This is a genomic window from Pseudomonas sp. Pseusp10 (assembly GCF_059492225.1).
In genome coordinates, this window is the sequence record NZ_CP168528.1 from 517,061 (window position 1) to 543,025 (window position 25,965).

The 25,965-nt window shown below is 59.5% G+C and carries 21 protein-coding genes; 14 read left to right on the forward strand and 7 right to left on the reverse strand.

Annotated features, from left to right (window positions below):
• The first annotated feature begins 211 nt into the window (after positions 1–211).
• From ACEN8Z_RS02385 to ACEN8Z_RS02405, 5 genes are all read left to right on the forward strand, one after another.
• A complete protein-coding gene (locus ACEN8Z_RS02385; RefSeq protein WP_007995829.1) occupies positions 212–1,663 on the forward strand; it encodes an alanine/glycine:cation symporter family protein in 1,452 nt (483 codons plus the stop codon).
• Between the two features lie 167 nt (positions 1,664–1,830).
• A complete protein-coding gene (locus ACEN8Z_RS02390; RefSeq protein WP_495596661.1) occupies positions 1,831–2,835 on the forward strand; it encodes an asparaginase in 1,005 nt (334 codons plus the stop codon).
• Positions 2,836–3,013: 178 nt separating this feature from the next.
• Positions 3,014–4,012, forward strand: a complete 999-nt coding sequence (locus ACEN8Z_RS02395) for an AraC family transcriptional regulator (protein WP_007995831.1) — start codon at positions 3,014–3,016, stop codon at positions 4,010–4,012.
• A gap of 264 nt (positions 4,013–4,276) precedes the next feature.
• Positions 4,277–5,308, forward strand: a complete 1,032-nt coding sequence (locus ACEN8Z_RS02400; RefSeq protein WP_495596662.1) for a histone deacetylase family protein — start codon at positions 4,277–4,279, stop codon at positions 5,306–5,308.
• Positions 5,309–5,320: 12 nt separating this feature from the next.
• The gene (locus tag ACEN8Z_RS02405; RefSeq protein ID WP_495596663.1) at positions 5,321–6,421 is read left to right on the forward strand and encodes a polyamine ABC transporter substrate-binding protein; all 1,101 of its coding nucleotides are present in this window, start codon (positions 5,321–5,323) and stop codon (positions 6,419–6,421) included.
• Between the two features lie 63 nt (positions 6,422–6,484).
• Here the strand turns inward: ACEN8Z_RS02405 and pdxR are convergent, their stop codons facing one another.
• Positions 6,485–8,041, reverse strand: a complete 1,557-nt coding sequence (pdxR, locus tag ACEN8Z_RS02410; RefSeq protein ID WP_495596664.1) for a MocR-like pyridoxine biosynthesis transcription factor PdxR — start codon at positions 8,039–8,041, stop codon at positions 6,485–6,487.
• Between the two features lie 92 nt (positions 8,042–8,133).
• Between pdxR and ACEN8Z_RS02415 the strand changes: the two genes are divergently transcribed.
• Genes ACEN8Z_RS02415 through ACEN8Z_RS02425 form a run of 3 tightly spaced genes read left to right on the forward strand, consistent with a single transcriptional unit; the run spans position 8,134 to position 9,903 of the window.
• A complete protein-coding gene (locus ACEN8Z_RS02415; protein ID WP_057712705.1) occupies positions 8,134–8,757 on the forward strand; it encodes an FMN-binding negative transcriptional regulator in 624 nt (207 codons plus the stop codon).
• A gap of 10 nt (positions 8,758–8,767) precedes the next feature.
• Entirely contained in the window at positions 8,768–9,214 is a 447-nt protein-coding gene (locus ACEN8Z_RS02420; protein ID WP_495596665.1) for a GNAT family N-acetyltransferase, read from the forward strand.
• A gap of 17 nt (positions 9,215–9,231) precedes the next feature.
• Positions 9,232–9,903, forward strand: a complete 672-nt coding sequence (locus tag ACEN8Z_RS02425; RefSeq protein ID WP_495596666.1) for a GNAT family N-acetyltransferase — start codon at positions 9,232–9,234, stop codon at positions 9,901–9,903.
• Positions 9,904–10,136: 233 nt separating this feature from the next.
• Here the strand turns inward: ACEN8Z_RS02425 and oadA are convergent, their stop codons facing one another.
• On the reverse strand, positions 10,137–11,945 hold the full coding sequence (gene oadA, locus ACEN8Z_RS02430; protein WP_495596667.1) for a sodium-extruding oxaloacetate decarboxylase subunit alpha: 1,809 nt from the start codon (positions 11,943–11,945) through the stop codon (positions 10,137–10,139).
• Positions 11,946–11,956: 11 nt separating this feature from the next.
• Positions 11,957–13,372 carry an acetyl-CoA carboxylase biotin carboxylase subunit gene (locus ACEN8Z_RS02435; protein ID WP_007971702.1) on the reverse strand — a complete coding sequence of 472 codons (1,416 nt, stop codon included), beginning with the start codon at positions 13,370–13,372 and terminating at the stop codon, positions 11,957–11,959.
• A gap of 191 nt (positions 13,373–13,563) precedes the next feature.
• On the opposite strand from ACEN8Z_RS02435, the gene ACEN8Z_RS02440 reads away from it, so the two are divergent.
• Complete coding sequence (locus ACEN8Z_RS02440) at positions 13,564–14,526, forward strand: LysR family transcriptional regulator (RefSeq protein ID WP_310055537.1); 963 nt, start codon at positions 13,564–13,566, stop codon at positions 14,524–14,526.
• Here the strand turns inward: ACEN8Z_RS02440 and ACEN8Z_RS02445 are convergent.
• Positions 14,468–14,677: a PA3496 family putative envelope integrity protein gene (locus tag ACEN8Z_RS02445; protein WP_007989628.1), complete on the reverse strand. Its 210-nt coding sequence runs from the start codon at positions 14,675–14,677 to the stop codon at positions 14,468–14,470. The genes ACEN8Z_RS02440 and ACEN8Z_RS02445 overlap by 59 nt on opposite strands.
• A gap of 229 nt (positions 14,678–14,906) precedes the next feature.
• A complete protein-coding gene (gene hexR, locus ACEN8Z_RS02450) occupies positions 14,907–15,773 on the reverse strand; it encodes a transcriptional regulator HexR (RefSeq protein WP_007954250.1) in 867 nt (288 codons plus the stop codon).
• A 351-nt stretch (positions 15,774–16,124) separates the two neighbouring features.
• Here hexR and ACEN8Z_RS02455 point away from each other — a divergent pair, with 351 nt between their 5' ends.
• The gene (locus tag ACEN8Z_RS02455) at positions 16,125–16,439 is read left to right on the forward strand and encodes a hypothetical protein (RefSeq protein WP_495596668.1); all 315 of its coding nucleotides are present in this window, start codon (positions 16,125–16,127) and stop codon (positions 16,437–16,439) included.
• 62 nt (positions 16,440–16,501) lie between these two features.
• Here the strand turns inward: ACEN8Z_RS02455 and ACEN8Z_RS02460 are convergent, their stop codons facing one another.
• Positions 16,502–19,372 carry a putative bifunctional diguanylate cyclase/phosphodiesterase gene (locus tag ACEN8Z_RS02460; protein ID WP_495596669.1) on the reverse strand — a complete coding sequence of 957 codons (2,871 nt, stop codon included), beginning with the start codon at positions 19,370–19,372 and terminating at the stop codon, positions 16,502–16,504.
• 256 nt (positions 19,373–19,628) lie between these two features.
• On the opposite strand from ACEN8Z_RS02460, the gene uvrD reads away from it, so the two are divergent.
• From uvrD to ACEN8Z_RS02480, 4 genes are all read left to right on the forward strand, one after another.
• Positions 19,629–21,812 (forward strand): DNA helicase II, encoded by a 2,184-nt coding sequence (uvrD, locus tag ACEN8Z_RS02465; RefSeq protein WP_007995851.1) that lies wholly within the window; start codon positions 19,629–19,631, stop codon positions 21,810–21,812.
• A 146-nt stretch (positions 21,813–21,958) separates the two neighbouring features.
• Complete coding sequence (locus ACEN8Z_RS02470; RefSeq protein WP_007989639.1) at positions 21,959–22,399, forward strand: EamA family transporter; 441 nt, start codon at positions 21,959–21,961, stop codon at positions 22,397–22,399.
• A gap of 179 nt (positions 22,400–22,578) precedes the next feature.
• Positions 22,579–23,457 (forward strand): Tim44 domain-containing protein, encoded by an 879-nt coding sequence (locus ACEN8Z_RS02475; RefSeq protein WP_204932548.1) that lies wholly within the window; start codon positions 22,579–22,581, stop codon positions 23,455–23,457.
• 138 nt (positions 23,458–23,595) lie between these two features.
• On the forward strand, positions 23,596–24,003 hold the full coding sequence (locus ACEN8Z_RS02480; protein ID WP_007995855.1) for an SMI1/KNR4 family protein: 408 nt from the start codon (positions 23,596–23,598) through the stop codon (positions 24,001–24,003).
• Between the two features lie 22 nt (positions 24,004–24,025).
• On the opposite strand, the gene ACEN8Z_RS02485 is transcribed toward ACEN8Z_RS02480, so the two are convergent.
• On the reverse strand, positions 24,026–25,789 hold the full coding sequence (locus ACEN8Z_RS02485) for a cation:proton antiporter (protein WP_495596670.1): 1,764 nt from the start codon (positions 25,787–25,789) through the stop codon (positions 24,026–24,028).
• Positions 25,790–25,965 lie beyond the last annotated feature (176 nt).

Consider the following 25,965-nt stretch of genomic DNA (forward strand, 5'->3'; position numbering starts at 1 on the left):
GCACTGTCATCGGTATAGTGCCGCCCCTCTTCGCGTGAGCGGTCGTCGGTAGCGAGGCCACAACCCATGCGAAACCCGAACTAATAACAAACCCGCGATATGAAACCGGGACGAACTTCGTACCGCCCGTTGTGCCGTGCGCCAAGGGGTGTAACTCGATGTGTCTGTCCGGCCAACATTTGCCTACACAAAAAACAGCGAGGAATAATCCATGCTCGAAGTCATTAACGACTTCCTCTCAGGGAAAGTACTGATCGTGCTCATTGTCGGGCTCGGTAGCTACTTCACGATCCGCTCGCGTTTCGTTCAATTGCGTCACTTCTTCCACATGTTCGCGGTGTTCCGCGACAGCCTCAAAAGCAGCGCCGGACAACTCAGTTCGTTTCAGGCCCTGATGCTCAGCCTCGCCGGCCGTGTCGGTGCGGGCAACATCGCCGGTGTCGGCATCGCCGTGACCCTCGGCGGCCCCGGTGCCGTGTTCTGGATGTGGGTGACCGCACTGGTCGGCATGTCCAGCAGCTTCTTCGAATGCTCCCTCGGCCAGCTCTACAAGCGCTGCGATTCCGAAGGCCAATTCCGTGGCGGCCCGTCCTATTACATCCAGTACGGCCTGCAAAAACGCTGGCTGGGAATGATCATGGCATTCCTGCTGTTGATCACTTTCGGCTTCGCCTTCAACGGCCTGCAATCCCATGCTGTGACCCACTCGCTGAACAACGCGTTCGGCCTCGACACCACCTACACCGGCATCGGCCTGGCCGTGTTGTTGGGCCTGGTGTTCATTGGCGGGATCAAGCGCATCGCCAAGGTCGCTGACCTGTTGGTGCCGGTGAAAACCCTGGTGTACATCGGCGTGACCATCTACGTGATCGTGCTGCAGTTTGATCAGGTGCCGGGCATGCTGATGACCATCGTCAAAAGCGCCTTCGGCCTGGATCAAGCGTTCGGTGGCCTGATTGGCAGCGCCATCATCATGGGTGTGAAGCGTGGCGTGTTCGCCAACGAAGCGGGCCTGGGCAGTGCGCCGAACGTGGCGGCGGTGGCGGCGGTCGAACACCCGGTGGCGCAAGGCGTGGTTCAAGCGTTCAGCGTGTTCCTCGATACCTTCGTGATCTGCACCTGCACCGCGTTGCTGATCCTGCTCTCCGGTTTTTACACCCCGGGCTTCGAGGGCGACGGCATTGCCCTGACCCAGAACTCGCTGGCCGCCGTGGTCGGTGACTGGGGCCGGATGTTCATCTCCGTGGCACTGGCGTTGTTCGTGTTCACCTCGATCCTCTACAACTACTACCTGGGCGAGAGCAACCTGCGCTTTTTGATCGGCGAAAACCGCAAGGCACTGATGGGCTATCGCGCGCTGGTACTGGTGCTGATTTTCTGGGGTGCCATCGAAAACCTCGGCACCGTGTTCGCCTTCGCCGACATCACCATGACCATGCTCGCGTTCGTCAACCTGATCGCGCTGTTCCTGCTGTTCAAGGTCGGTATGCGCATCCTGCGTGACTACGATGACCAGCGCGCCGCCGGGATCAAGACCCCGGTGTTCGACTCCGCCAGGTTCCCGGATCTGGATCTGGATCGCCAGGCCTGGCCGGCCAATCCCCCTGCCGCTGCCGGCAAGACTGAGGTTGAGCCGCAAGGTGTACCCGCAGCGCAACGCTGACAGGTGAATGACGGGCGCATCTCGCGCGCCCGTCAGTTAAAGTTCGAAAAACTGTGGGAGCGAGCTTGCTCGCGATGGCGCACTGTCAGTCAACATAGCGATGTCTGACATACCGCTATCGCGAGCAAGCTCGCTCCCACAGGAACTCTTCCTCTCGGAGAATCTTCATGAATTTGTCGACCTATCCTGCCGCCCAGCACGTCATGGTGCTCTACACCGGCGGCACCATCGGCATGCAGGCCAGCGCCCATGGCCTGGCCCCGGCGTCCGGTTTCGAAGCGCGGATGCGTGACTACCTGCACAGCCAACCCGAGCTGGTGGTGCCGCAGTGGCGCTTTCGTGAGATGTCACCGCTGATCGACAGCGCGAACATGACTCCTGCGTATTGGCAGCAACTGCGTGAAGCGGTAGTCGACGCTGTGGATGTGCAGGGCTGCGACAGCGTGTTGATCCTGCATGGCACCGACACTCTGGCCTACAGCGCCGCCGCCATGAGCTTCCAGTTGCTCGGCCTGCATGCCCGCGTGTGCTTCACCGGCTCGATGTTGCCGGCCGGTGTGACCGACAGCGATGCCTGGGAAAACCTCAGTGGCGCACTGGTCGCCTTGGGCCAAGGCCTGGCGCCGGGCGTGCATCTGTACTTCCACGGCGAACTGCTGGACCCGACCCGTTGCGCGAAGGTACGCAGTTTTGGCCGTCATCCGTTCAAGCGCCTGGAGCGTCAGGGTGGCGGAGTGAAGGCGACTTCGGTTGCGTCGCAGCTGAACTACAACCAGCCCAGGCAATTGGCCAACGTCGCGGTGCTGCCGCTGTTTCCCGGCATCAGCGCCGAGGTGCTGGATGGTTTGCTCGACAGCGGCATTCAGGGCCTGGTACTGGAGTGTTACGGCAGCGGCACCGGGCCGAGTGACAACCCCGGGTTTCTCGCCAGCCTCGGCCGTGCGCGCGACAATGGCGTGGTGGTGGTCGCGGTGACGCAGTGCCATGAAGGCGGCGTCAAGCTGGACGTGTACGAGGCTGGCAGTCGCTTGCGTGGCGTTGGGGTGTTGTCCGGTGGCGGCATGACCCGTGAGGCGGCGTTTGGCAAGTTGCATGGGTTGCTGGGTGCAGGGCTTGATCCGCAAGAAGTCCGTCAACTCGTTGAACTCGACCTTTGCGGCGAGTTGAGCTGACAAAACACAAAACCTGTGGGAGCGAGCTTGCTCGCGATAGCGGTAGTTCATTCATCCTTTGTATGGACTGACCAGACGCCATCGCGAGCAAGCTCGCTCCCACTGGGACATCACCAGTCTTGCTCGTCCGGCATACAACTTGCTCCGCATTCCAGCTATCCCAAGGCTGGAAGTCCTTATGCTCCACTCCCACCTCACCACGCTCAACGCGGTCTCCCTGGTACTCGACGCCTTCAAGGTCGAAGGCTTGTCCAGCGAAGCGCTGCTGGCCGGTAGCGGCATCAGTGCGGCGGATCTGAACCGTGCCGACACGCGCATCACCACCAATCAGGAGATGCAGGTCTGCGCCAACGCCGTTGCCCTCAAGCGTGACATCGGCCTGGAACTGGGCCGGCGGATGCACGTTTCCTGCTACGGCATGCTCGGTTACGCCCTGCTCACCAGTGCCACCTTCGGTGACGCTTTGCGTCTGGCGATGCGCTATCCGGCGCTGCTGGGAACACTTTTCGAGTTGAGCCTGGAAGACGATGGCGAGCGCATCTGGTTCGCCGCCGCCGATTACCGCGAGAGCCCGGCCATGGCAGTATTCAACGCCGAGTTCTGCCTGGTGTCGTTGAAGGTCACCTGCGACGACCTGCTCGGCCATCCCCTGCCCTTGCTCGGCGCACGCTTCGAACATGCCGCGCCCGACTACGAATCAAGCTACGCCGAACACTTCAACTGCCCTTTGCACTTCGGCGCGCGTAACAATGCCTTCGCCTTCGACAAGCGCTGGCTCGACCAGCCACTGCCGCTGGCCGATGTCATCACCCATCAAGCCATGGCCGAACGCTGCCGCAAACAGAACATCGAGTTCACCGGGCGCCAGGCGTGGCTGGGACGGATCCGCCAATTGCTCAGCGCGCAATTGAATGCGGCACCGGGGCTGGAGGGGCTGGCCGAGCAAATGAACTGTTCGGCGCGGACCTTGCGCCGGCATCTCAAGGACATGGGTTGCAGCTATCAGGAGCTGCTCGACGAACTGCGCTTTGAGCAGGCCAAGCAAATGCTTTGCGAGGATCAATTGCCGATCTATCAGATTGCCGAAGCGTTGGGCTTCAGCGAGACCGCGAGTTTTCGCCATGCCTTTGTACGCTGGAGTGGTGTGGCGCCGAGTCAGTTCAGGCCACACGGCTAACCCTGTGGGAGCGGGCTTGCCCGCGAAGAGGCCAGTACAACTGATACATCTCCATTGGCTGGAACACCGCTTTCGCGGGCAAGCCCGCTCCCACAGGTTTAACATTTCATGTACTCACCTGGAACTCAGCCGTGCAAGTAAGGGGCGAATTTCGGTCAAATGTTTTGGCCATTTCGATCCCCTTTTGGCCTTTCCTGCCGTTCTCCTAAACCGTCTGCACCGCAAGACTGTGTGCAACCGAACCAGCCTGCGGAGAACAAGAAAATGCTGACGATCTACTCGGACGATCACCACCTGCACCACGGCCGTTGCGAACTTATCGACGGACAACTCAAGCCCTGCTTCGAGATGCCATCCCGGGCCGATCATGTGCTGGCACGGGTGCAGAAACAAAACCTGGGCCCGGTCGAAGCGCCGAAGGATTTCGGCCTCGGGCCGATCGAGCGCATTCACAGCCACGACTACCTCGACTTCTTCAAAGGCGCCTGGGCCCGCTGGACCGAGTTCAACACTGACGGTGACTTGCTGCCCTACACCTGGCCCGCCCGTACCTTGCGCCAGATCAAACCGACTAGCCTGCACGGTCAACTCGGCTATTACAGTTTCGACGGCGGCGCGCCAATCACCGCCGGCACCTGGCAAGCGGCGTACAGCGCGGCGCAAGTGGCATTGACCGCCCAAGCAGAAATTCAACGCGGCGCCCACAGCGCCTTCGCCCTCTGCCGTCCACCGGGACACCACGCCGCTGGCGACTTGATGGGCGGTTATTGTTACCTCAACAACGCCGCCATCGCCGCCCAGGCATTCCTCGATCAGGGCCACAAAAAGGTCGCGATCCTCGATGTCGATTACCACCACGGCAACGGCACCCAATCGATTTTCTACGAACGCAGCGACGTGCTGTTCACGTCGATCCACGGCCATCCGGAAGCCGAGTTTCCGTTCTTCCTCGGCTATGAAGATGAGCTGGGCGAAGGCGCCGGTGAAGGTTTCAACTTCAACTACCCATTACCCGCCGGCAGCGGCTGGGACGCCTGGAGTGCTGCACTGGAACAGGCCTGCAAAGAGATCGAAAACTACGGTGCCGACATCATCGTCGTGTCCCTGGGCGTCGATACCTTCAAGGACGACCCGATCTCGCAATTCAAGCTCGACAGCCCGGACTACCTGGCCATGGGCAAGCGCATCGCGAAGCTCGGCGTGCCGACGCTTTTCGTGATGGAAGGCGGTTACGCGGTCGAAGAAATCGGCATCAACGCCGTGAACGTTCTCGAAGGTTTTGAAAGCGCTCGATGAGGAATTAGAACAATGAAAAGGCTCAAGCGTTTTATCGTGCCTGCCCTGAGTGCAATGGTGCTCAGCGGTGCCGTGCACGCGGAAGAACGAACGTTGCGCGTCTACAACTGGTTCGACTACATCACCCCCAAGGCCCTGGAAGACTTCAAGGCGCAGAACACTCAGACCAAACTGGTCTACGACATCTTCGACACCAACGAAGCGCTGGAAGCCAAACTGCTGACCGGCAACTCCGGCTACGATGTGGTGGTGCCGTCCAACGTGTTCCTCGCCAAGCAGATCGAAGCGGGTGTATTCCAGCCCCTGGACCGCAGCAAACTGCCGAACTGGAACCACCTCGACCCCAAGCTGATGAAGCTGATCGAGGCCAACGACCCGGGCAACAAATTCGCCGTGCCGTACATGTACGGAACCATCCTGATCGGCTTCAACCCGGACAAGGTCAAGGCCGTGCTCGGCGACAACGCACCAGTGGACAGCTGGGACCTGATCTTCAAGGAAGAGAACATCAGCAAGCTCAAGCAGTGCGGCGTCGCTCTTCTCGACTCGCCGTCGGAGATCCTGCCGCTGGCCCTGCAACACCTTGGCCTGGACCCCAACAGCAAAAAGCCTGCGGACTACGACAAGGCTGAAGCGCTGCTGATGAAGATCCGTCCGTACATCACCTACTTCCACTCGTCCAAGTACATGGCCGACATTGCCAACGGTGACATCTGCGTCGCGGTCGGTTATTCCGGCAGCTTCTCGCAAGCTGCCAACCGAGCCAAGGAAGCCAAGAACGGTGTGGTCGTCGACATGCGTTTGCCGAAAGAAGGCGCGCCGATCTGGTTCGACATGCTCGCCATCCCCAAGGGTGCGAAAAATCCGGAAGACGCCTACACCTTCGTCAACTACCTGCTGCAACCCCAGGTGATTGCGCCGGTCAGTGACTTCGTCGGCTACCCGAACCCGAACAAGGACGCCACGGAAATGGTCGACCCGGCGATCCGCAACAACCCGAACCTGTACCCGACCGACACGGCGATGGGCACGCTCTACACCCTGCAGCCATTGCCCCGCGATGCCGAACGTGCGCGGACCCGGGCCTGGACCAAGATCAAGTCCGGGACCTGATAACCGCGTCGTTCCCGTCATCATCTAGACCTGCGTTTACGCAGGTCTTTTTTTGCCCGCGCTTCAGCCGGTACGCCACACCGCCCGCAACCGTTGCAGTGCCGCCTCGATTGCCTTTTCGGGTACCGCGGCAAAGCCCAACACCAGACCGGCGCGTTGATCCATCGGGGGGGTGGATTGCGGCAGCCAATAACTGCTCAAACCGTTGATCTCGACATCGACGCTGTTCGCCAGTTCGATCAGCTCACGCTCGCGCGCCACGCTCTCGACAGGCACGGTCATGTGCAGTCCGGCGGCAATCGTGGGTAACTGGCCGACACCGGGAATATCCCGCGGCCAACCGCTGAGCAAAGTATTGCGCCGACTCAATGCCGCACGCCGCATGCGGCGGATATGCCGCTGGAAGTGCCCGGCCGCCATGAATTCGGCCATCACCGCCTGGGTACTGACCTCGGAATGGCGTACGTCCACGGCACGGCGTTGGGCAAACGCCTGCACCAGCCCTGCCGGCAATACCAGGTAACCCAGGCGTAACGCCGGAAACGCCACTTTGCCGAACGTGCCGACGTAGAGCACCCGGCCTTGCTGATCCAGTGCCGCCAAAGGCGCCAGCGGCGCACCGCTGTAGCGGTACTCGCCATCATAGTCATCCTCGACGATCCAGCCCTGCGTGCGTTCGGCCCAGGCCAGCAACTCCAGGCGGCGAGCCAGGCTCATCACCACCCCGGTGGGGTACTGATGGGACGGTGTGACGTAGGTCAGACGACAATCGCCGAGCTGTGCCAGTGCGCCACAGTCGATACCCTCGCTATCCACCGCGACTCCATGCAACCGGGCACCCGCCACGGCGAACGCATGACCGGCCGCCCGATACCCCGGATTTTCAATCGCCACCCCGTCACCGGGCTCCACCAGCAGCTGTGCACAAAGACTGATCCCCTGCTGCGCGCCACTGGTGATCACAATTTGTTCAGCCGTGCACTGCATGCCACGGGAACTGCGCAAATACGCGGCGATCATTCCACGCAAGCGCGCATCGCCGGCCGGGTCGCCGTAACACAGCTGCTGCAAATCCGGTTTGCGCCAGAAAGCCGCATTCAGCTTGGCCCAGACCTCGAATGGAAACAGATCGAACGCCGGAACACCGACCCGAAATGCGCGGGGCGGACCACTCGGCGGCAGTGCCAAATGGTTCTTTTCAACCCGCCCCAACGCGCCGCTGTGGATAACTTTGCTGGATGAATCAACAGGTAAATCCAGCCAATTTGTGGATAAGGCTGTGGGTAAGCCTGTTGACAACCCTGTGGATACTTTTGTGGATAGTTTTTCTGCCGGTAATGCACTTTGCGGCAATTGGGCGACATAAGTCCCGTCGCCCACCCGCCCCTCGATGAAGCCTTCCGCATACAGCTGATCGTAGGCACGGACCACACTGTTGCGGGAAATCGCCAATGCCGTCGCCAGGTCACGACTGGCCGGCAGACGCGTGCCACTGGCGAGCCGACCGTCGAGCACACGGATGCGCAGCGCCTGATAGAGCTGGCGGCTCAACCCCTGACGGCGATCAAGTTCAATCCCCGCAGGATTGAACGACAAGGACAGCGACTGAGAATCCGACATGGCATTGGACCTATAAAATTGGTCATTAATGGCTCTTACAACAGACCAATAGCCTGCCTAGGATGCAGGCATTCGCCAAGGAAAATTTCTCCATGTACACGCCACGCGCTTTTGCCATCGACGAGTTGTCCCAACTGCATGAACTGATCCTCGCCACCCGTCTCGCCATATTGGTGACCCACGGCGAAAGCGGCCTGCAAGCCAGTCATGTGCCGGTGCTGCTGCATTGCGAACAAGGTTCGAACGGCACGTTGTACGGGCATCTGGCCAAAGCCAATCCACAGTGGAAAGACCTGCGCGACGGCGCCGAAGCTCTGCTGATTTTTGCCGGTGCCGACGCCTACGTCAGCCCCGGCTTCTACCCGAGCAAGGCCGAACACGGCAAAGTCGTGCCAACCTGGAACTACGTCGCCGTACACGCCTATGGCCGAGCTGAAACCTTCAGCGATGGCGGGCGGCTGCTCGACATCGTCAGCACCCTCACCGATCGCCATGAAGCTGGCCGCGCCCAACCGTGGTCAGTGGCCGATGCCCCCGCCGATTACATCGACGGCATGCTCAAGGCCATTGTCGGTTTCGCCATTCCCATCGACCGTCTGGAAGGCAAGCGCAAGCTCAGCCAGAACCGCAGCCCCGCCGACATCGCCGGCGTGCGCAAAGGCCTGGCCGCCAGCCCCGACGTCAACGACCAAACCCTCGCCCAATTGATGCGCTAAGGAAGTCACCATGAGTCAAATCGACATTCGCCAAGTCACCGCCGGTGATCACGCGGCCTGGTTACCGCTGTGGCAGGCCTACCTGCGCTTCTATAAAACCGAATTGCCGGAGGCCGTCACCCATAGCACCTGGCAGCGCATGCTCGATCCGAACGAACCAACCCACGCCGCCCTCGCCTGGGCCGATGGCAAAGCGGTGGGCATGGTGCATTTCATCTACCATCGTTCGAACTGGGCCATCGAAAACTCCTGCTACCTGCAAGACTTGCTGGTGGTCCCGGAAACCCGTGGCACCGGCGTCGGCCGCCAGTTGATCGAATTCGTCTACACCACGGCCAAGGCCGACGGCTGCAACAAGGTCCACTGGCTGACCCACGAAACCAACGCCACCGCGATCCAGCTCTACGAGCGCATTGCAGAACGCCCCGGTTTCATCCAGTTTCGCAAAGCCATTTAAGGTTCAAGGAGAACAACATGTCGACTTCACTCGCCAACTGGAAAGGCGTCCCGGCCCCCACGACACAACTGATCGAAGGACGCTTCATCCGCTTGGAAAAACTCGAGCCGGCGCGCCACGGCGACGACCTGTTCAAAGCCCTGCAAGGCCCGGGCGCTGACCCGAAACTTTGGGACTATCTGCCATACGGCCCCTTCCCGGAGCGCAGTGCCTTCAACGACTGGCTGAACAACCACTTGGCCAATAGCGATCCCTACTTCTTCAGCGTGATCGATCGCGCCAGCGGAGAGGTCCAGGGCATCCTCAGCCTGATGTCCATCGTCCCGGCCCAGGGCCGCATCGAAATCGGCCACGTCACCTTCGGTGCGCCAATGCAGCGCTCACCGAAAAGCACCGAGGCGGTTTACCTGCTGGCCAAGGAATCCTTCGCCCTCGGCTACCGTCGCCTGGAATGGAAATGCAACAACGCCAACGCCCGCTCCAAATATGCGGCCGAGCGTTTGGGTTTCAGTTTTGAGGGTGTGTTTCGCCAGCACATGGTGGTCAAGGGGCAGAATCGCGATACGGCGTGGTACTCGATTCTGGATTCGGAATGGCCGGCGATTGGGGCCGGGTTTGAGAAGTGGTTGAGTGATGATAACCAGACGGGGTCGGGGCAGTTGAAAAGCCTCGTTGAGTGCCGCGGCTAAAAGCATCAAAAGCAAAGGATCGCAGCCTTCGGCAGCTCCTACAGGGTCGGTGTATATCCTGTAGGAGCTGCCGAAGGCTGCGATCCTTTGATCTTCAACGCGTCGCTTTATCAAGCCTCCAGCCCAACGCATCCAAGGCGCGCTGACTCCCACAAGCTCTTGCTTTGCCATGGATAAAAAAAGGGGAGCACATGCCCCCCCGAGGTTTAAAGCGTTGTATCGAGGCTGTTAACTCAGCCTTCGATCTCGATCAGGATCTCGCCCGGGTTGACCCGGTCGCCCTTGGCCACGTGAATGGCGGTGACTTTACCGGCGATGGCCGCCTGGACTTCGGTTTCCATCTTCATCGCTTCGGTGATCAACACGGCCTGGCCCGCCTTGACGGTGTCGCCTTCCTTGACCAGCACGTCGACGATGTTGCCCGGCATGGTGGTGCTGACATGACCCGGTGCAGTGGCTTGCTTGCGCTTGCTGCTGCCGCCGCCGACGAATTCGTTGAGCGGCTCGAACACCACTTCTTCCGGCATGCCGTCGATGGACAGGTAGAAGTGACGCTTGCCTTCGGCCTTGACGCCAACACCGGTGATGTCGACGCGGTAGGTTTCGCCGTGCACGTCGATGACGAACTCCGTCGGTACGCCCTCACCACCAGCCGAGGCAACGCCGCCGGCTTCAGGAATCGGCAACAGCACTTCCGGCGTCAGGGTGCCCGCAGCCCGCTCTTCAAGGAACTTGCGCCCGATGTCCGGGAACATGGCGAAGGTCAGCACGTCTTCTTCAGACTTGGCCAGTGCACCGATATCGGCGCGCAGCTTGGTCATTTCCGGCTTGAGCAGGTCGGCCGGACGCACGTCGATCACTTCTTCGCTGCCGATGGCCTGGCGACGCAGTTGTTCGTTCACGGTGCCCGGCGCCTTGCCGTAGCCGCCCTGCAGGTACAGCTTCACTTCGTTGGTGATGGTCTTGTAGCGCTCGCCGGCCAACACGTTGAAGAACGCCTGGGTGCCGACGATCTGCGAGGTCGGGGTCACCAGCGGCGGGAAGCCGAGGTCTTCGCGAACCCGCGGGATTTCGGCCAGCACTTCGTTCATGCGGTTGAGTGCGCCCTGCTCTTTCAACTGGTTGGCCAGGTTGGAAATCATCCCGCCCGGCACCTGGTTGACTTGAACGCGGGTGTCAACGGCGGTGAATTCGCTTTCGAACTGGTGGTACTTCTTGCGTACAGCGTAGAAATACAGACCGATCTCTTGCAGCAGTTCCAGGTTCAGGCCGGTGTCGAACTCGCTGCCTTTAAGCGCTGCGACCATCGACTCGGTGCCCGGGTGGCTGGTGCCCCAAGCGAAGCTGGAGATTGCGGTATCGATGTGGTCGGCGCCGTTTTCGATAGCCTTCATTTGGCACATCGCGGCCAGGCCAGCGGTGTCGTGCGAGTGAATGAACACTGGCAGCGATTGCTCGGCTTTCAGAGCCTTGACCAGCTCGCCGGTGGCGTATGGGGTCAGCAAACCGGCCATGTCCTTGATCGCCACCGAGTCGCAACCCATGGCTTCCATTTGCTTGGCCTGGTTCACGAAGGCCTCGATGGTGTGCACCGGGCTGGTGGTGTAGGCGATGGTGCCCTGGGCGTGTTTGCCGGCGGCTTTTACCGCTTCGATGGCCACGCGCAGGTTACGCACGTCGTTCATGGCGTCGAAGATGCGGAATACGTCGATGCCGTTGACCGCTGCCTTGGCGACGAAAGCTTTGACCACGTCGTCGCTGTAGTGGCGGTAGCCCAGCAGGTTCTGGCCGCGCAACAGCATTTGCAGGCGGGTGTTAGGCAGCGCGGCGCGCAGTTGGCGCAGACGCTCCCACGGGTCTTCTTTCAGGAAGCGTACGCAGGCGTCGAATGTCGCGCCGCCCCAGCATTCCAGCGACCAGTAGCCGACTTTGTCGAGCTTGTCGCAAATCGGCAGCATGTCTTCGGTGCGCATGCGGGTCGCGAGCAGCGATTGGTGGGCGTCGCGCAGGATGGTGTCGGTTACGTGAATCTTCTTGGACATTGTTTTATTCCTCACAGGCCTGCGTGGGCGGCGATGGCGGCGGCGATGGCCAGGGCCAGCTCTTCGGGTTTGCGCTTGATCGAGTAGTTGGTCAGTTCAGGGTGGCTTTCAACGAAGCTGGTGTTGAACTGGCCGCTACGGAATTCCGGGTTGCGCAGGATTTCCTGGTAATACGCGGCGGTAGTCTTGACCCCTTGCAGACGCATGTCGTCCAGGGCGCGCAAGCCACGGTCCATCGCCTCTTCCCAGGTCAGCGCCCACACCACCAGTTTCAGGCACATGGAGTCGTAGAACGGTGGAATGGTGTAGCCGGTATAGATCGCCGTGTCGGTACGCACGCCGGGACCACCGGGAGCGTAGTAGCGGGTGATCTTGCCGAAGCTCGGCAGGAAGTTGTTTTTCGGGTCTTCGGCGTTGATCCGGAATTGCAGGGCGAAACCACGGTGCTGGATATCTTCCTGTTTCACCGAAAGCGGCAGGCCAGACGCAATGCGAATCTGCTCGCGGACAATGTCGATGCCGGTGATTTCTTCGGTGATGGTGTGTTCCACCTGCACCCGGGTGTTCATCTCCATGAAGTACACCTCACCCTCGGCGAGCAGGAACTCCACGGTGCCGGCGTTCTCGTAACCCACGGCCTTGGCTGCACGCACCGACAGGTCGCCGATGTAGGCGCGCTGTTCCGGGGTCAGTTGCGGGCTCGGGGCGATCTCGATCAACTTCTGGTTGCGGCGCTGGATCGAGCAGTCACGCTCGAACAGGTGCACCACGTTGCCGAAGCTGTCGCCAAGAATCTGCGCTTCGATGTGCTTCGGATTGACGATACATTTTTCCAGGAACACTTCCGCCGAACCAAAAGCCTTGGTGGCTTCGGAAATCACGCGTGGGAAGGCCTGTTCGAGTTCTTCGCGGCTGTTGCAGCGACGAATGCCGCGGCCGCCGCCACCGGACGTGGCCTTGAGCATCACCGGGTAGCCGATGCGATCGCCTTCGGTCAGGGCTTCTTCGATGCCCGACACGTTGCCTTCGGTGCCCGGGGTCACCGGGACGCCGGCCTTGATCATGCTGCGGCGGGCTTCGGTCTTGTCGCCCATGCGGCGAATGACTTCAGCCGATGGACCGATGAACTTGATCCCGCGCTCGGCGCAGATCTCTGCCAGTTCGGCGTTTTCCGAAAGGAAACCGTAACCGGGGTGCAGTGCATCGCAGCCGGTTTCCACAGCCAGGTTCACCAGCTTGCGCGGGTTCAGGTAACCGGCCAGCGGCTCGGCACCAATGCTGTGGGCCTCGTCCGCACGCTTTACGTGCAAAGCATGACGGTCGGCGTCGGAGTAGATCGCGACCGAGCGAATGCCCATTTCGGCGCAGGCACGTACGATTCGTACGGCAATCTCACCACGGTTGGCGATCAGGATCTTTGTTATCACTTGGAGGTTCCCTTGAGCCGGTGGTACCCACGACCTGCTAGACCCAGGTCGACGAGTGACCAAATGTTTCAGTTTGGTCGCAGGTCCACACTAGCGCCCACAAGGGATTAACAAAAATGAATAAAAATTGGGTCGTGCATAAGTAAAGACTTATAGTTGATTCATCAGCCAGCGACGAGAGTGACCAGATAATGCGTAAGTCATTGATGCGTATGACTTTGCGGCAATTGCAGATCTTCAATGAAGTCTGTGATTTGCGTTCCTACAGCCGTGCGGCCGAGGAAATGTCGCTCACACAACCTGCCGTCAGCCTACAGATTCGTCAACTTGAAGAGCTGATTGGCCAGCCCTTGTTCGATTACGTCGGCAAAAAACTCTACATGACCGAAGCGGCTGAAGCGTTACAGCGGGCCAGTCGGGATATTTTCGGACGCCTGGAAAACCTCGACATGCAGCTGTCGGACATGCAGGGCTCGCTGCAGGGGCAACTGAAACTGGCGGTGGAATCCAGCGCCAAGTATTTCGTGCCGCACTTGTTTGCCGCATTCAAACGCCAGCACCCGGAAGTGAACCTGCAACTGACGGTGGTCAATCGCGGCCAGGTCATTCGGCGTTTGTCGGACAACCGCGACGATCTGGTGATCATGTCCATGGTGCCCCAGGACATGGGCCTGGAATTCCTGCCGTTCCTGAACAACCCGATCGTCGCCGTGGCGCCACCGGATCACCCGCTGTGCCATATGGGGCCGCTACGCTTGCAGGATCTCGAGCCCTACACACTGCTGCTGCGCGAGCCAGGCTCCGGGACGCGGCTTGCGTGCGAAGAATACTTCAAAGAGAAGCGCGTGCACTTCAACCAGACTCAGGAAGTCTCGTCTGCCGAAGCTCAACGTGAATGTGTACTGGCAGGCCTGGGCGTTGCGCTGTTGACGCGCCACGCCCTGAACCTTGAGCTGGCAACTGGTGGGCTGGTCGAGCTACCGGTCGAAGAGCTGCCACTGTTTCGCAGTTGGTGCCTGGTGCAGGCCAAGGCGAAACGCCTGTCACCGGTGGCTCACGCCTTCCTGGCTTTTGTTCGTAGCGAACGGATTCAGATCAGCGCGCTGGTTGAGCGTTTCGACGGGAAGTCGAGGGAGATGACTGCCAGAAGTTGAGCTCCAGCTCTGGAAAATCGCCAATTTCGGCCAGAAGCTGACGGCGTTCGCAGCGATCTTCAATGGCGCGACGGAATTCCATGCGGCGCTGATCTTCTTGCTGACGACGGGTTTTGACAGCGCTGTTGCGTTCTTCGTAGGGCATGGCCATTTCGAGTCTCCCAAGGCAAGTACGGGAGTTTCAAGATAGGCGCAAGGGATGACGGTTTGGCGGCTCGGGGGTTACAGACTGATGAAAATTGCGGTGTATTCGAGGCCGCCATCGCGAGCAAGCTCGCTCCCACATTTGACCGTATCCATCAGGCAGAACCTGGCCGAATGTGGGAGCGGGCTTGCTCGCGAATAAGGTCGGAACGACCTTCAGCCATTTCAGATCAGAATCAATCGTCCAGCGCTTTCACCGACTTGGGCGATAACCGCAAGCTGCGCAGGCTGCGCTTGACGCTCTTGAGGTGGTTGACCAGGCTCGGTCCGCGCGCCATGGCCACACCCATCGCCAATACGTCGATGACGACCAGGTGGGCGATTCGCGAGGTCAAGGGCGTGTAGATTTCGGTGTCCTCATGCACATCGATCGCCAGGTTGACGGTCGACAGCTCGGCCAATGGCGTCTGGCTTGGGCACAACGTGATCAATGAAGCGCCGCTTTCGCGCACCAGGTTGGCGGTGATCAACAGGTCCTTGGAGCGCCCGGACTGGGAAATGCAGATCGCCACGTCAGTCGGCTTCAATGTCACGGCCGACATCGCCTGCATGTGCGGGTCGGAGTACGCCGCTGCGGTGAGCAGCAACCGGAAGAATTTGTGCTGCGCATCCGCCGCGACCGCCCCCGAGGCGCCAAAACCATAGAACTCGACGCGCTGAGCCTGGGACATCAGCGTCACCGCCCTCTGCAACTCCAGCGGATCGAGTTTCTCGCGAACCTCCATCAGCGTATGCAGGGTGGTGTCGAAGATTTTCAGGCTGTAGTCAGCGACCGAATCGTCTTCGTGGATCGCAAACTGGCCAAAACTCGCACCGGCCGCCAGGCTCTGGGCCAGCTTCAGCTTCAGGTCCTGAAAGCCGGAACAACCGATGGCACGGCAAAAACGCACGATGGTCGGCTCGCTGATGCCCACGCTGTGGGCCAGGTCGGCCATGGAGCTGTGCATCACGGCCGCAGGATCAAGCAGCACATGGTCGGCGACCTTGAGCTCCGACTTGCGTAACAGGTGGCGAGACTGGGCGATGTGTTGCAGCAGATTCAAAGGGCTGGACTCTTTGTTATTGGCAGGTGCCGGGGATGTAGCACGCTTGTAGTTATACTACATGAATCGGCTTTTTGCCTGCTCAATGCGTAACCACATCCCTCGGCATTCAGGCACGCGCGCTCCATGTAGCGCTCATCGCCAGCGTTCCAGTTGCTCTCCAACGCTCGCCTTTTGGCGTTGCGACAAAAATGAGCCTCCCCGTACAAATGTCAACATTAGTTATCTCATCAATAACACACAGCCCACATCAACTTACAAACAAGTTAACTATCGCCACCCACAAGTTAAATAAAGATGGATATATTAAATAGGCAGGAGCAATTATCTTAATTACAGGAGTTACATACAATGAACATTACAACCAAAGACTGGGCCGCCCAAATTAACCGCATGCCTGGCGCTGCTTTCTTTCGTGCTTCCGGTACCGTGACCGTTGCCAACTCTGGCATTACGGCCAAGCTGATGCTGAGCGAAGTGCAGGACAAATCTTATGATTTACGTCTAGACCTGAAAATTGAAGACACCGGCGGAATTTCACTTCCAGCATTAACCGACAGGTTTGTCGAATACCGGGTAGCCGGCAAATCAAATGTTACCGGCGTCAGTATTTTTTTCGAAGGAAAGTTACTGCACCACATTGATGAAGTACTGATCACCGATTAAAGCATTACCTGCTGCAAACTTCCCGTCAGACCGCCAAAAGGCCTGACGGGAAGCAACCTCAGTCAATCCGCGCCCTGCCCTCGTAGCTGGCCCGCCAGGTCTTGCGCCTCTACCGGCCGACTGATCAGATAGCCTTGCACCTCATCGCAGCGCTCACGCTTGAGAAACTCAAGCTGCTCCTGGTGTTCCACGCCTTCCGCGACGACTTTCAACGACAAACCATGGGCCATGGCAATGATCGCCCGAGTGATCGCCGCATCCTCGGTGCCCTCTCCTAACCCGCGGATAAAGGCCTGGTCGATCTTCACGTAATCCACCGGGATACGCTTGAGGTAGCTCAGGGAGGAGTAACCAGTACCAAAATCGTCAATGGCCAGTTTCACCCCGAGATCACGCAACTGCTGGAAAGTCGCGATGATGTGCTCGACGCTGTCCAGCAACTGGCTTTCGGTGAGCTCCAGCTCCAGCAGTTGCGGCGCCAGCCCTGTCTCTTCCAGCACCTGCCGCACCAAGCTGACCAACTTGCCCTGGCGCAACTGATGCACCGACAGATTGACCGACACCCGAATCGCTTCGAGCCCCTGCCGCTGCCACTCACAGGCCTGCCAGCAGGCCTGACGCAGCACGAACTCACCGATCGGGCCGATCAATCCGGTTTCTTCAGCCAGGCCGATGAAATCCCCCGGCGGCACGCGGCCCATGGTGGGGTGATCCCAACGCACCAGCGCCTCGGCAGCATTCAGCCTACCCGTGGCGAGACACAGCTTGGGTTGGTAGAACACCTTCAACTGCTTCTCTTCGATGGCTTTGCGCAACTGGTTTTCCAGCTGCAAGCGCTCCAGCGTGCTGGCTTGCAGGCTGTCGGTGTAGAACTGGAAGTTGTTGCCGCCCAAATGTTTTGCGTGCTGCATGGCCATGTTCGATTGACTGACCAACGCGGAAATTTCCCGGGCGCTGTCCGGCAACAAGCTGATGCCCATCGACACGCTGACCACCAATTCATGCCCTTCAATGGTCACCGGCAAACGCAACTTGTTAGCCAGACGAGTCGCCACCCTGGCCAGGCTGGAAAGGTTGCCGTAGGAGTTGAACAGCACGGCAAACTCGTCACCAGAAAGGCGTGCGATGGTGTCTGCTTCAGGCAATGCATTCACCAGTCGCCGGGCCATTTTCTGCAACAACTGGTCGGCAACTTCATGCCCCAGGCTATCGTTGAGTTGCTTGAACCGATCAAGATTGATGTGCAGCAAGGCCAGGTTGCGATAGCCACCCTGCCGCACTCGTTGATGAGCTTCGTTGAGTCGTTCGCGGAACATCGAGCGGTTGGCCAGACCGGTAAGTTCGTCGTAATGGGTCAGATAGCGCATTCGCTCTTCGGATTCCCGGCGAGCCGAGAGATCAGCGAAGAAACCCACAATATGGCTGACATTTCCCCGGCTATCGCGCACGGCGTTCAATTGCAGCCATTGCGGATACATCTCGCCGCTCTTGCGCGTTTCCACCAATTCGCCTTGCCAACTGCCTTGCTGTTCCAGCGCCTGATGTATTGCGGCGTAATGCCGACGCGCATCGCGACTGCATGGCAACTCAATGACATTGCGCCCGATCATGTCCTCAATGTCATAGCCGGTCACCCGACTGAAGGCTTGATTGATCGCGATCAGGGCATAGTTCGGATCGAAAATCACGATCCCTTCGCTGGCCGCCTCGAACACGGTCGCCGCCAGTTGCTGCTGCTCTTCCAGGCCTTTGCTGACGCTGATGTCGCGGCGAGTACCGACCATGCGAATCACCCGGCCGTTTTCGGCACGCTCGACCGCCCGCCCGCGGTCCTCGATCCAGACCCAGTGGCCGTCGCCATGCCGCACGCGATACTCGATTTGATAGTCCTCGGTGCGGCCCTTCAAATGCTCGACCAGTGCCCTTTTCAGCGCCGGAAGATCCTCGGGGTGAAGGCGCGGCTTGAGGTGACGCAGTATTGCCGTGACCTGTTCCGGCTCCAGGCCGAACAATTCCTGAATCTGCGTGTGATGGACTTCGTCGGTTTGCAGATTCCAGTCCCACAACCCCAACTCGCTGGCCTTCAATGCCAACGCCAGACGCGCCTCACTCTTGCTCAGCGCCTGGTTGGCGGCGTCCAGCTCCAGGCTGCGCTGAGCGACACGGTTTTCCAGGTCGATCTGGATCTCTCGCAACTCGTCCTCGGCACGTCGGCGCTGCTCTACCTCCTTGGCCAGCTTCTGATTGAGATGATCACTGCAGCTTTGCGCCTGCTGTAGATGCTCGATCAGTGCCTGGTTCTGAAAGCGTCGCATCAAGCCCCGATCGATCAATCGATTGACCTGCCAGGCAACCACGCTCAATGCACCGAGCAGGATCAGCCCGAACCAGCCCCAGCCTTGCTGCTGCCCGTCGCCGCCCCAAAACATATAGGCGATGGCCGGCAACAGGCAGGGCAAGGTGAATGACAGAAAGGCCGGCAAACTGACCGCATAAGCCACGCTGGCCGAAAGCGCTGCGGCACCGATGAGGCCGAAGACCCAGGCTTGCTGAATGAAGTTATCGGCGGGAACCAGGGCGATGCCGGCACCGGCCAGGGTCAGGCCAGTGAGGCCGGAGCCCAACAAAAACATTCGTCGCCAAATGGGCTGGGCCTGACGATTGGGAATGGCCGAATCAAAGGCGGCGACCTGGATGACCCGCAATGCCACCAGCGACAGCAACCAGACCAGCCACACGCTGACCAGGAAGTAGCGCTGCGGGCTCCAGAGCAAACCGGCACAGACCAGACCATTGATCAGCATGAACAACGTGGGCAGCAGCGAGCCCTGATACAACAGGCGCGTGCGTTCGACCGCCATTTCCATGGCGTATTGCTTTCGGATAACCCGGGGCTCCACAGTGGGGCCCGACAGGTCGAAGCTGAGGGTCATAGGCGATGTTCTTGTTCTTATAATGATGAGCATGGGCCCGAAACTGCTCGGAGCATACACAACCAATTGCCCGGACCAAACTGCTGCTGATCAACAAATCGCCAAATTTTTCAGCCGCCGACGCCCCTGAAAACGCCGAAGGCATGCCCCGCCAGCGCCTGCAGCCGATGACTGACCGGTCGTCCTTTGCATAACTTTCATCGGCTAAAACGAAGCGGAGTTTGCCCGGTGTGTCGCGGCCCCCTAGAATGCCCTGATGCGCGATGATCTCTCCCTTCTGCTGAACTCCCTCAACGATGCCCAACGCCAGGCCGTAGCGGCCCCCGTGGGTCGTCAGTTGGTCCTGGCCGGTGCTGGTTCCGGTAAAACCCGAGTGCTGGTGCACCGTATCGCCTGGTTGATCCAGGTCGAAAACGCCTCGCCCCACTCCATCCTGTCGGTGACCTTCACCAACAAGGCTGCTGCCGAGATGCGCCAGCGCATCGAGCAACTGATGGGCATCAACCCGGCCGGCATGTGGGTTGGCACCTTCCACGGCCTGGCGCACCGCTTGTTGCGGGCACACTGGCAGGAAGCGGGCTTGAGCCAGACCTTCCAGATCCTCGACAGCGATGACCAGCAACGGCTGGTCAAGCGGGTGATCCGCGAGCTCGGCCTGGACGAACAGCGTTGGCCGGCCCGTCAGGCCCAATGGTTCATCAACGGGCAGAAAGACGAAGGCCTGCGTCCGCAACACATTCAAGCCAGTGGTGACCTGTTCCTGGCGACCATGCGCGGCATCTATGAAGCCTACGAAGCCGCCTGCCTGCGTGCGGGCGTCATCGACTTCTCCGAATTGCTGCTGCGCGCCCTCGATCTGTGGCGCGATCACCCGGGCCTGCTCGCTCACTATCAAAAGCGCTTCCGGCACATTCTGGTGGACGAGTTCCAGGACACCAACGCCGTGCAGTACGCCTGGTTGCGTCTGCTGGCCAAGGGTGGCGACAGCCTGATGGTGGTGGGTGACGACGACCAGTCGATCTATGGCTGGCGCGGCGCGAAAATCGAGAACATCTATCAGTATTCCGAAGACTTCCCGGACGCCGAAACCATTCGCCTGGAGCAAAACTATCGCTCCACCGCCGGCATCCTGAAGGCTGCCAACGCCTTGATCGCCAACAACACCGGGCGCCTGGGCAAAGAGCTGTGGACAGACGGCGGCGACGGCGAAGCCATCAACCTGTACGCCGCCTTCAACGAACACGACGAAGCCCGCTACGTTGTCGAAACCATCGAAAGCGCGCTGAAAACCGGCTTGTCGCGAAGCGATATCGCGATTCTGTACCGCTCCAACGCCCAATCGCGGGTTCTGGAAGAAGCCTTGCTGCGCGAGCGCATTCCCTACCGTATCTATGGCGGTCAGCGCTTCTTCGAACGCGCGGAAATCAAGAACGCCATGGCTTACCTGCGGTTGCTCGAAGGACGGGGCAACGATGCCGCGCTGGAACGGGTGATCAACGTGCCGGCTCGTGGCATCGGCGAGAAAACCGTTGAAGCGATCCGCGACCATGCGCGCCACAGCGATGTATCAATGTGGGAAGCGATGCGCCAACTGGTGGCCAACAAAGGCCTGACCGGTCGTGCGGCCGGTGCCCTTGGCGCGTTTATCGAGTTGATCGAGAACCTCGCCGCCAAATGCATGGAAATGCCGCTGCACCTGATGACCCAGACTGTCATCGAGCAGTCGGGGCTGATTGCCTATCACGAAGCGGAAAAAGGCGAGAAAGGCCAGGCCCGGGTAGAAAACCTTGAGGAACTGGTCAGCGCCGCGCGTAACTTCGAAAACAGCGAAGAAGACGAAGACCTGACGCCATTGGCAGCGTTCCTCGGTCACGCGTCGCTGGAGGCCGGCGATACCCAGGCCGACGAGCACGAAGACAGCATTCAACTGATGACCCTGCACAGCGCCAAAGGCCTGGAATTTCCTTATGTGTTCCTGGTGGGCATGGAAGAAGGCCTGTTCCCGCACAAGATGAGCCTGGAAGAACCCGGCCGCCTTGAGGAAGAGCGTCGTCTGGCCTACGTCGGCATCACCCGGGCCATGCAGAACCTGGTGATGACCTTTGCCGAAACCCGCCGCCTTTATGGCAGCGAGACCTACAACAAGGTGTCGCGTTTCGTACGCGAGGTACCGAAAGGCCTGATTCAGGAGGTTCGGTTGTCCAACAGCGTCAGCCGTCCTTTTGGTGGCAACCAGTCAATGAGTGGCAGCAACCTGTTCAGCGGCAGCGAGATTCCGCAGACAGGCTTCAGCCTGGGCCAGACCGTACGCCACTCAGTGTTTGGCGATGGCGTGATCCTGAACTTCGAAGGCGCCGGGGCTCAGGCCCGGGTGCAGGTGAACTTCAGCGAAGGCAGCAAGTGGCTGATGCTGGGCTACGCGAAACTGGAAGCAATCTAAAAGACCGCCAGAGGTCGAATGTGGGAGCGGGCTTGCTCGCGAAAAACGATCACGCGGTGTTTCTGATGAACCGCGGTGCCGCCTTCGCGAGCAAGCCCGCTCCCACAGGGTTAGGCGTTGGCCTATGTGAATGAAAGGGAACAAATATGGGCTCAGGCTTTTTTTCCTCTTGGACATTCTGGGCCCTGTTATCGGCGGCGTTCGCGGCGATGACCGCCATTTTCGCGAAAGTTGGCATCGAAAACGTCAACTCCGACTTCGCCACCCTGCTACGCACGATAGTGGTATTGGTCAGTCTGGCCTTGATTTTGTACGCCACGGGCCAATATCAGTCTTTGGGATCGATCTCTGCGAAGAGCTACCTGTTCCTGCTGTTGTCGGGCCTGGCCACCGGTGCATCGTGGATCTGCTATTTCCGTGCACTCAAAGTAGGCCCGGCGTCACTGGTTGCCCCAGTGGACAAACTCAGCGTGGTGCTGGTGGCCATTCTTGGCGTTGTCCTGCTGGGTGAAAAACTCGACCTGCGCCAATGGGGCGGAATCGGCCTGATCACGGCCGGGGTGGTCATGCTGGCCCTGCGACGCTAGGCGAACGTCCTACAAAACCTTTCCACTCATCTGACATATCAAAGTCAAAAGGCCTTATTGCGCTGACTGAAGCTGAACACAACCTGTCAGGCAAAAGCCCGAAACACTCTGCCGCTAGCCAGTAACACTTCAGCTGTGCAACATGGCGCGCGTGCCTTCCACAAATGGGAATTCCCTTTATGAAACGTTTTCTTAGCATCGCCATGGCGTTGTGCATCGGCCTGACGATGAGTCTCGACGTCAATGCCGCCAAGCGCTTCGGTGGTGGCAAAAGCGCAGGCGCTGCGCCGACGCACCAGACCAGCCAGATGGCTCCTTCTTCCCCAGGCATGGGTGGCGCTGCGGCGACCGCTGGTGCTGCCGGTGCTGCTGGCGCCGCTGCCAAGGCCGGTGGCGCTTCGCGCTGGCTCGGCCCTCTGGCCGGTATCGCGGCCGGTGGCCTGCTGGCATCCATGTTCATGGGTGGCGGCTTCCAGGGCATGCAGATCTTCGACATCCTGATCATGGCCGTCATTGCGTTCCTGGTGTTCCGCTTTATCGCCGCCCGTCGGCGCAAGCAGCAGGAGCATTACGCTCCGGCAGGCCACGCGCCGATGCAACGAGAAGTGTTCGAACAGAAGCCGGCCGGCGGTTCGATCTTCGGTGGTTCGGCAGCGCCTGTTGCCGCTCGTCCGGTGATCAATGCTCCAGCCTGGTTCAACGAAAGCAACTTCGTCGAAGCGGCACGCAATCATTTCCAGTCCCTGCAGCAGCACTGGGACGCCAATGAAATGGACAAGATCGCCGAGTTCGTCACCCCGCAAATGCTGGAGTTCCTCAAGCGTGAGCGGGCTGACCTGGGCGACGGTTTCCAGTCCACCTACATTGATAACCTCAATGTGCAACTGGACGGTGTGGACGATCGCGCCGACAAGACCATTGCCACCCTGACCTTCACTGGCGTGTCGAAAACCTCGCGTTTCGACCAGGGTGAAGTCTTCAGCGAAAGCTGGAACATGGAACGTGCACAGGGCGAAAACCAGCCTTGGCTGGTGGCCGGTATCCGCCAGAACGGCTGATCCTCCTCGGCGCTTTACTTGCTGTAAAAAAAACCCCGGCCTCGGCCGGGGTTTTCTATTTCGCGGTTGCATCCATAGCGAGCTACTGTATAAACCGCTCCATATAAACCGCGCCATACAAGCAAGAGGATCCCGGACGTGGAAGAAATCATCGAACAACTGCGTGAAGCCAACGAACCGGTACCGGTCCCCTTGGAGTTGCCCGACGAAGATCAATTGGTGGAAGTTGAAGAAGAGTTATTCATCAACATTCCTTTCGTCTTCAAAGAGTTTCTGCTGACAGTCAGCGACGTAGTCTATGGCAGCTTGGAGCCGGTGACCGTCACCGACCCGCAGTCGCATACCTACCTGCCTGATGTGGCCGCAAATGCCTGGGATGCTGGCGTACCACGCGACCTGATCCCGATCTGCCAGGACGGCGACAATTATTACTGCGTCGAAGAAGACGGCACCGTGGTGTTGTGGTCCGGCGAAGAAGAGCTGATCACCGAAGAATCCTGGGAATCGGTGTGGCACTGGGCGCGGGACGTCTGGCTGGAAAGTTGATCCAGCCAACGCCGCTGGGTGGTCAATGCCCGGACGACTCTTTGTGATTGTCGAGAGTTTCCAGCAACGCCACCTGCATCCGCGTATGCACACGAATGAACCAGCGCCACAGCAGCGCCGCCACGGCGGCCGCGACCACGGCGATCAGCACCAGCAACTTGTTGGTCGGCAGAATACTGGCCGACAAGGCTGCCAATAGCAAAAAGATCACCAATAGCGACAGGATCGGAATCACTTCGGCGATCACCCGGCGCACTCGTTGCGTGTGGCGCCCGGCCATTTCCGGCTTCACGCCCATTTCCGCCAGCAGCATCGACAATGCTTTTAGCTTGCGGTACGCCGCAATCAAAAAAGGTAGCGACAACAACAGCGCCCCACCCCAGATCAATGCCTTCTGCCAACTCGGGTCGCTGATCCAGCCTTGCACGTAGGCCGACATGCGCTCGGCGAAGAACGCGCCCGAGAGGAAGATCGCGATCACCAATGCCAGGTTGACCCCAACCTGCAGCAAAATCCTTCTGATCATCGACGCCAGCAACGCCCCCTCACCCTGGGGCTGGATGCTGCGCAGCCATTCGCCGTACATCCCCAGCACCCGCCCCAGGCGCTCCGGCATGACGCCGGCGAGCTTGATCGACAATGGATCAGCCGCGCGGATCAAATAAGGCGTCAGCAAGGTCGTGATCACCGAAACAGCCACGGCCACGGGGTATAAAAAGTTGCTGGTGACCTGCAACGTCATGCCCAGTGCCGCGATGATGAAAGAGAATTCGCCAATCTGTGAAAGACCCATCCCGACCCGCAGCGAGGTGCGTCCGTCATTGCCGGCGATAAATGCACCAAGGCCACAGGACAGCATCTTGCCAAGCACCACGGCTACGGTGATTACGGCGATTGGCCACGCGTATTGAAGCAGGATCGCCGGATCGAGCATCAGCCCGATGGCCACAAAGAAAATTGCACTGAAAAGATCGCGAACCGGCTCAATCAAGCGCTCAATTTTCAGCAGTTGCCGGGACTCAGCCATGATCGCGCCAATCAGGAACGCCCCGAGGACCATGCTGTATTCAAGCTTGACCACCAGCAGGCAGAAGCCAAAACACAGGCCCAGCACGGCAATCAGCAGCATTTCGTTGCTGTCGAATCTGGCCACGTAGGCCAGCAACCGCGGCACCATCAGAATACCGATGACCAATGCGACGATCATGAACAGCGATAACTTGCCGACTGTGGAGAACACTTCACCGGAACTGACCGTACCGCTGACGGCGATGCTGGACAGCAGTGCGATGATGCCGATGCCCAGGATGTCTTCGACGATCAGCACACCGAATATCAGCTGTGCAAACCGCTCGTTCTTCAGCTTCAGATCGTTGAGCGCCTTGACGATGATGGTGGTCGAGGAGATCGCCAGGATCGCGCCGAGGAACAGTGAATCCATGGTGTTCCAGTCGAACCAGCGACCAATCTCGTAGCCGATCCAGATCATCAGCACGATTTCCAGGAACGCTGCAATGAATGCCGTGGCACCGACCTTGAACAGCTTGCGCAGGCTGAACTCCAGGCCCAGGCAGAACATCAGGAAAATCACACCGAGTTCGGCCAGGGTCTTGATGGTTTCTTCGTCATGGATCAGGCCGAATGGCGGGGTGTGCGGGCCAATGATGAAACCGGCGACGATGTATCCCAGCACCACCGGTTGTTTCAGACGATGGAAAATCACGGTTACCATACCTGCGATCAACATGATCACTGCCAGATCCTGAATGAAACTGATGGCATGCATGGCGTGAGGCTCCCTGGATGGCATTGCTCGATCCCCGGACGCAGGAAAAGCCTGATCGAGCAGAACAAAAATCTGGATTGCGCGTAGGAATTGCCTTTGAGGCAGGGTTTTTTGCAGGGTAACACCGCGACTTCGGGCAGAAAGGCGGTGCAATATATGGAAACAGATCGATCCGG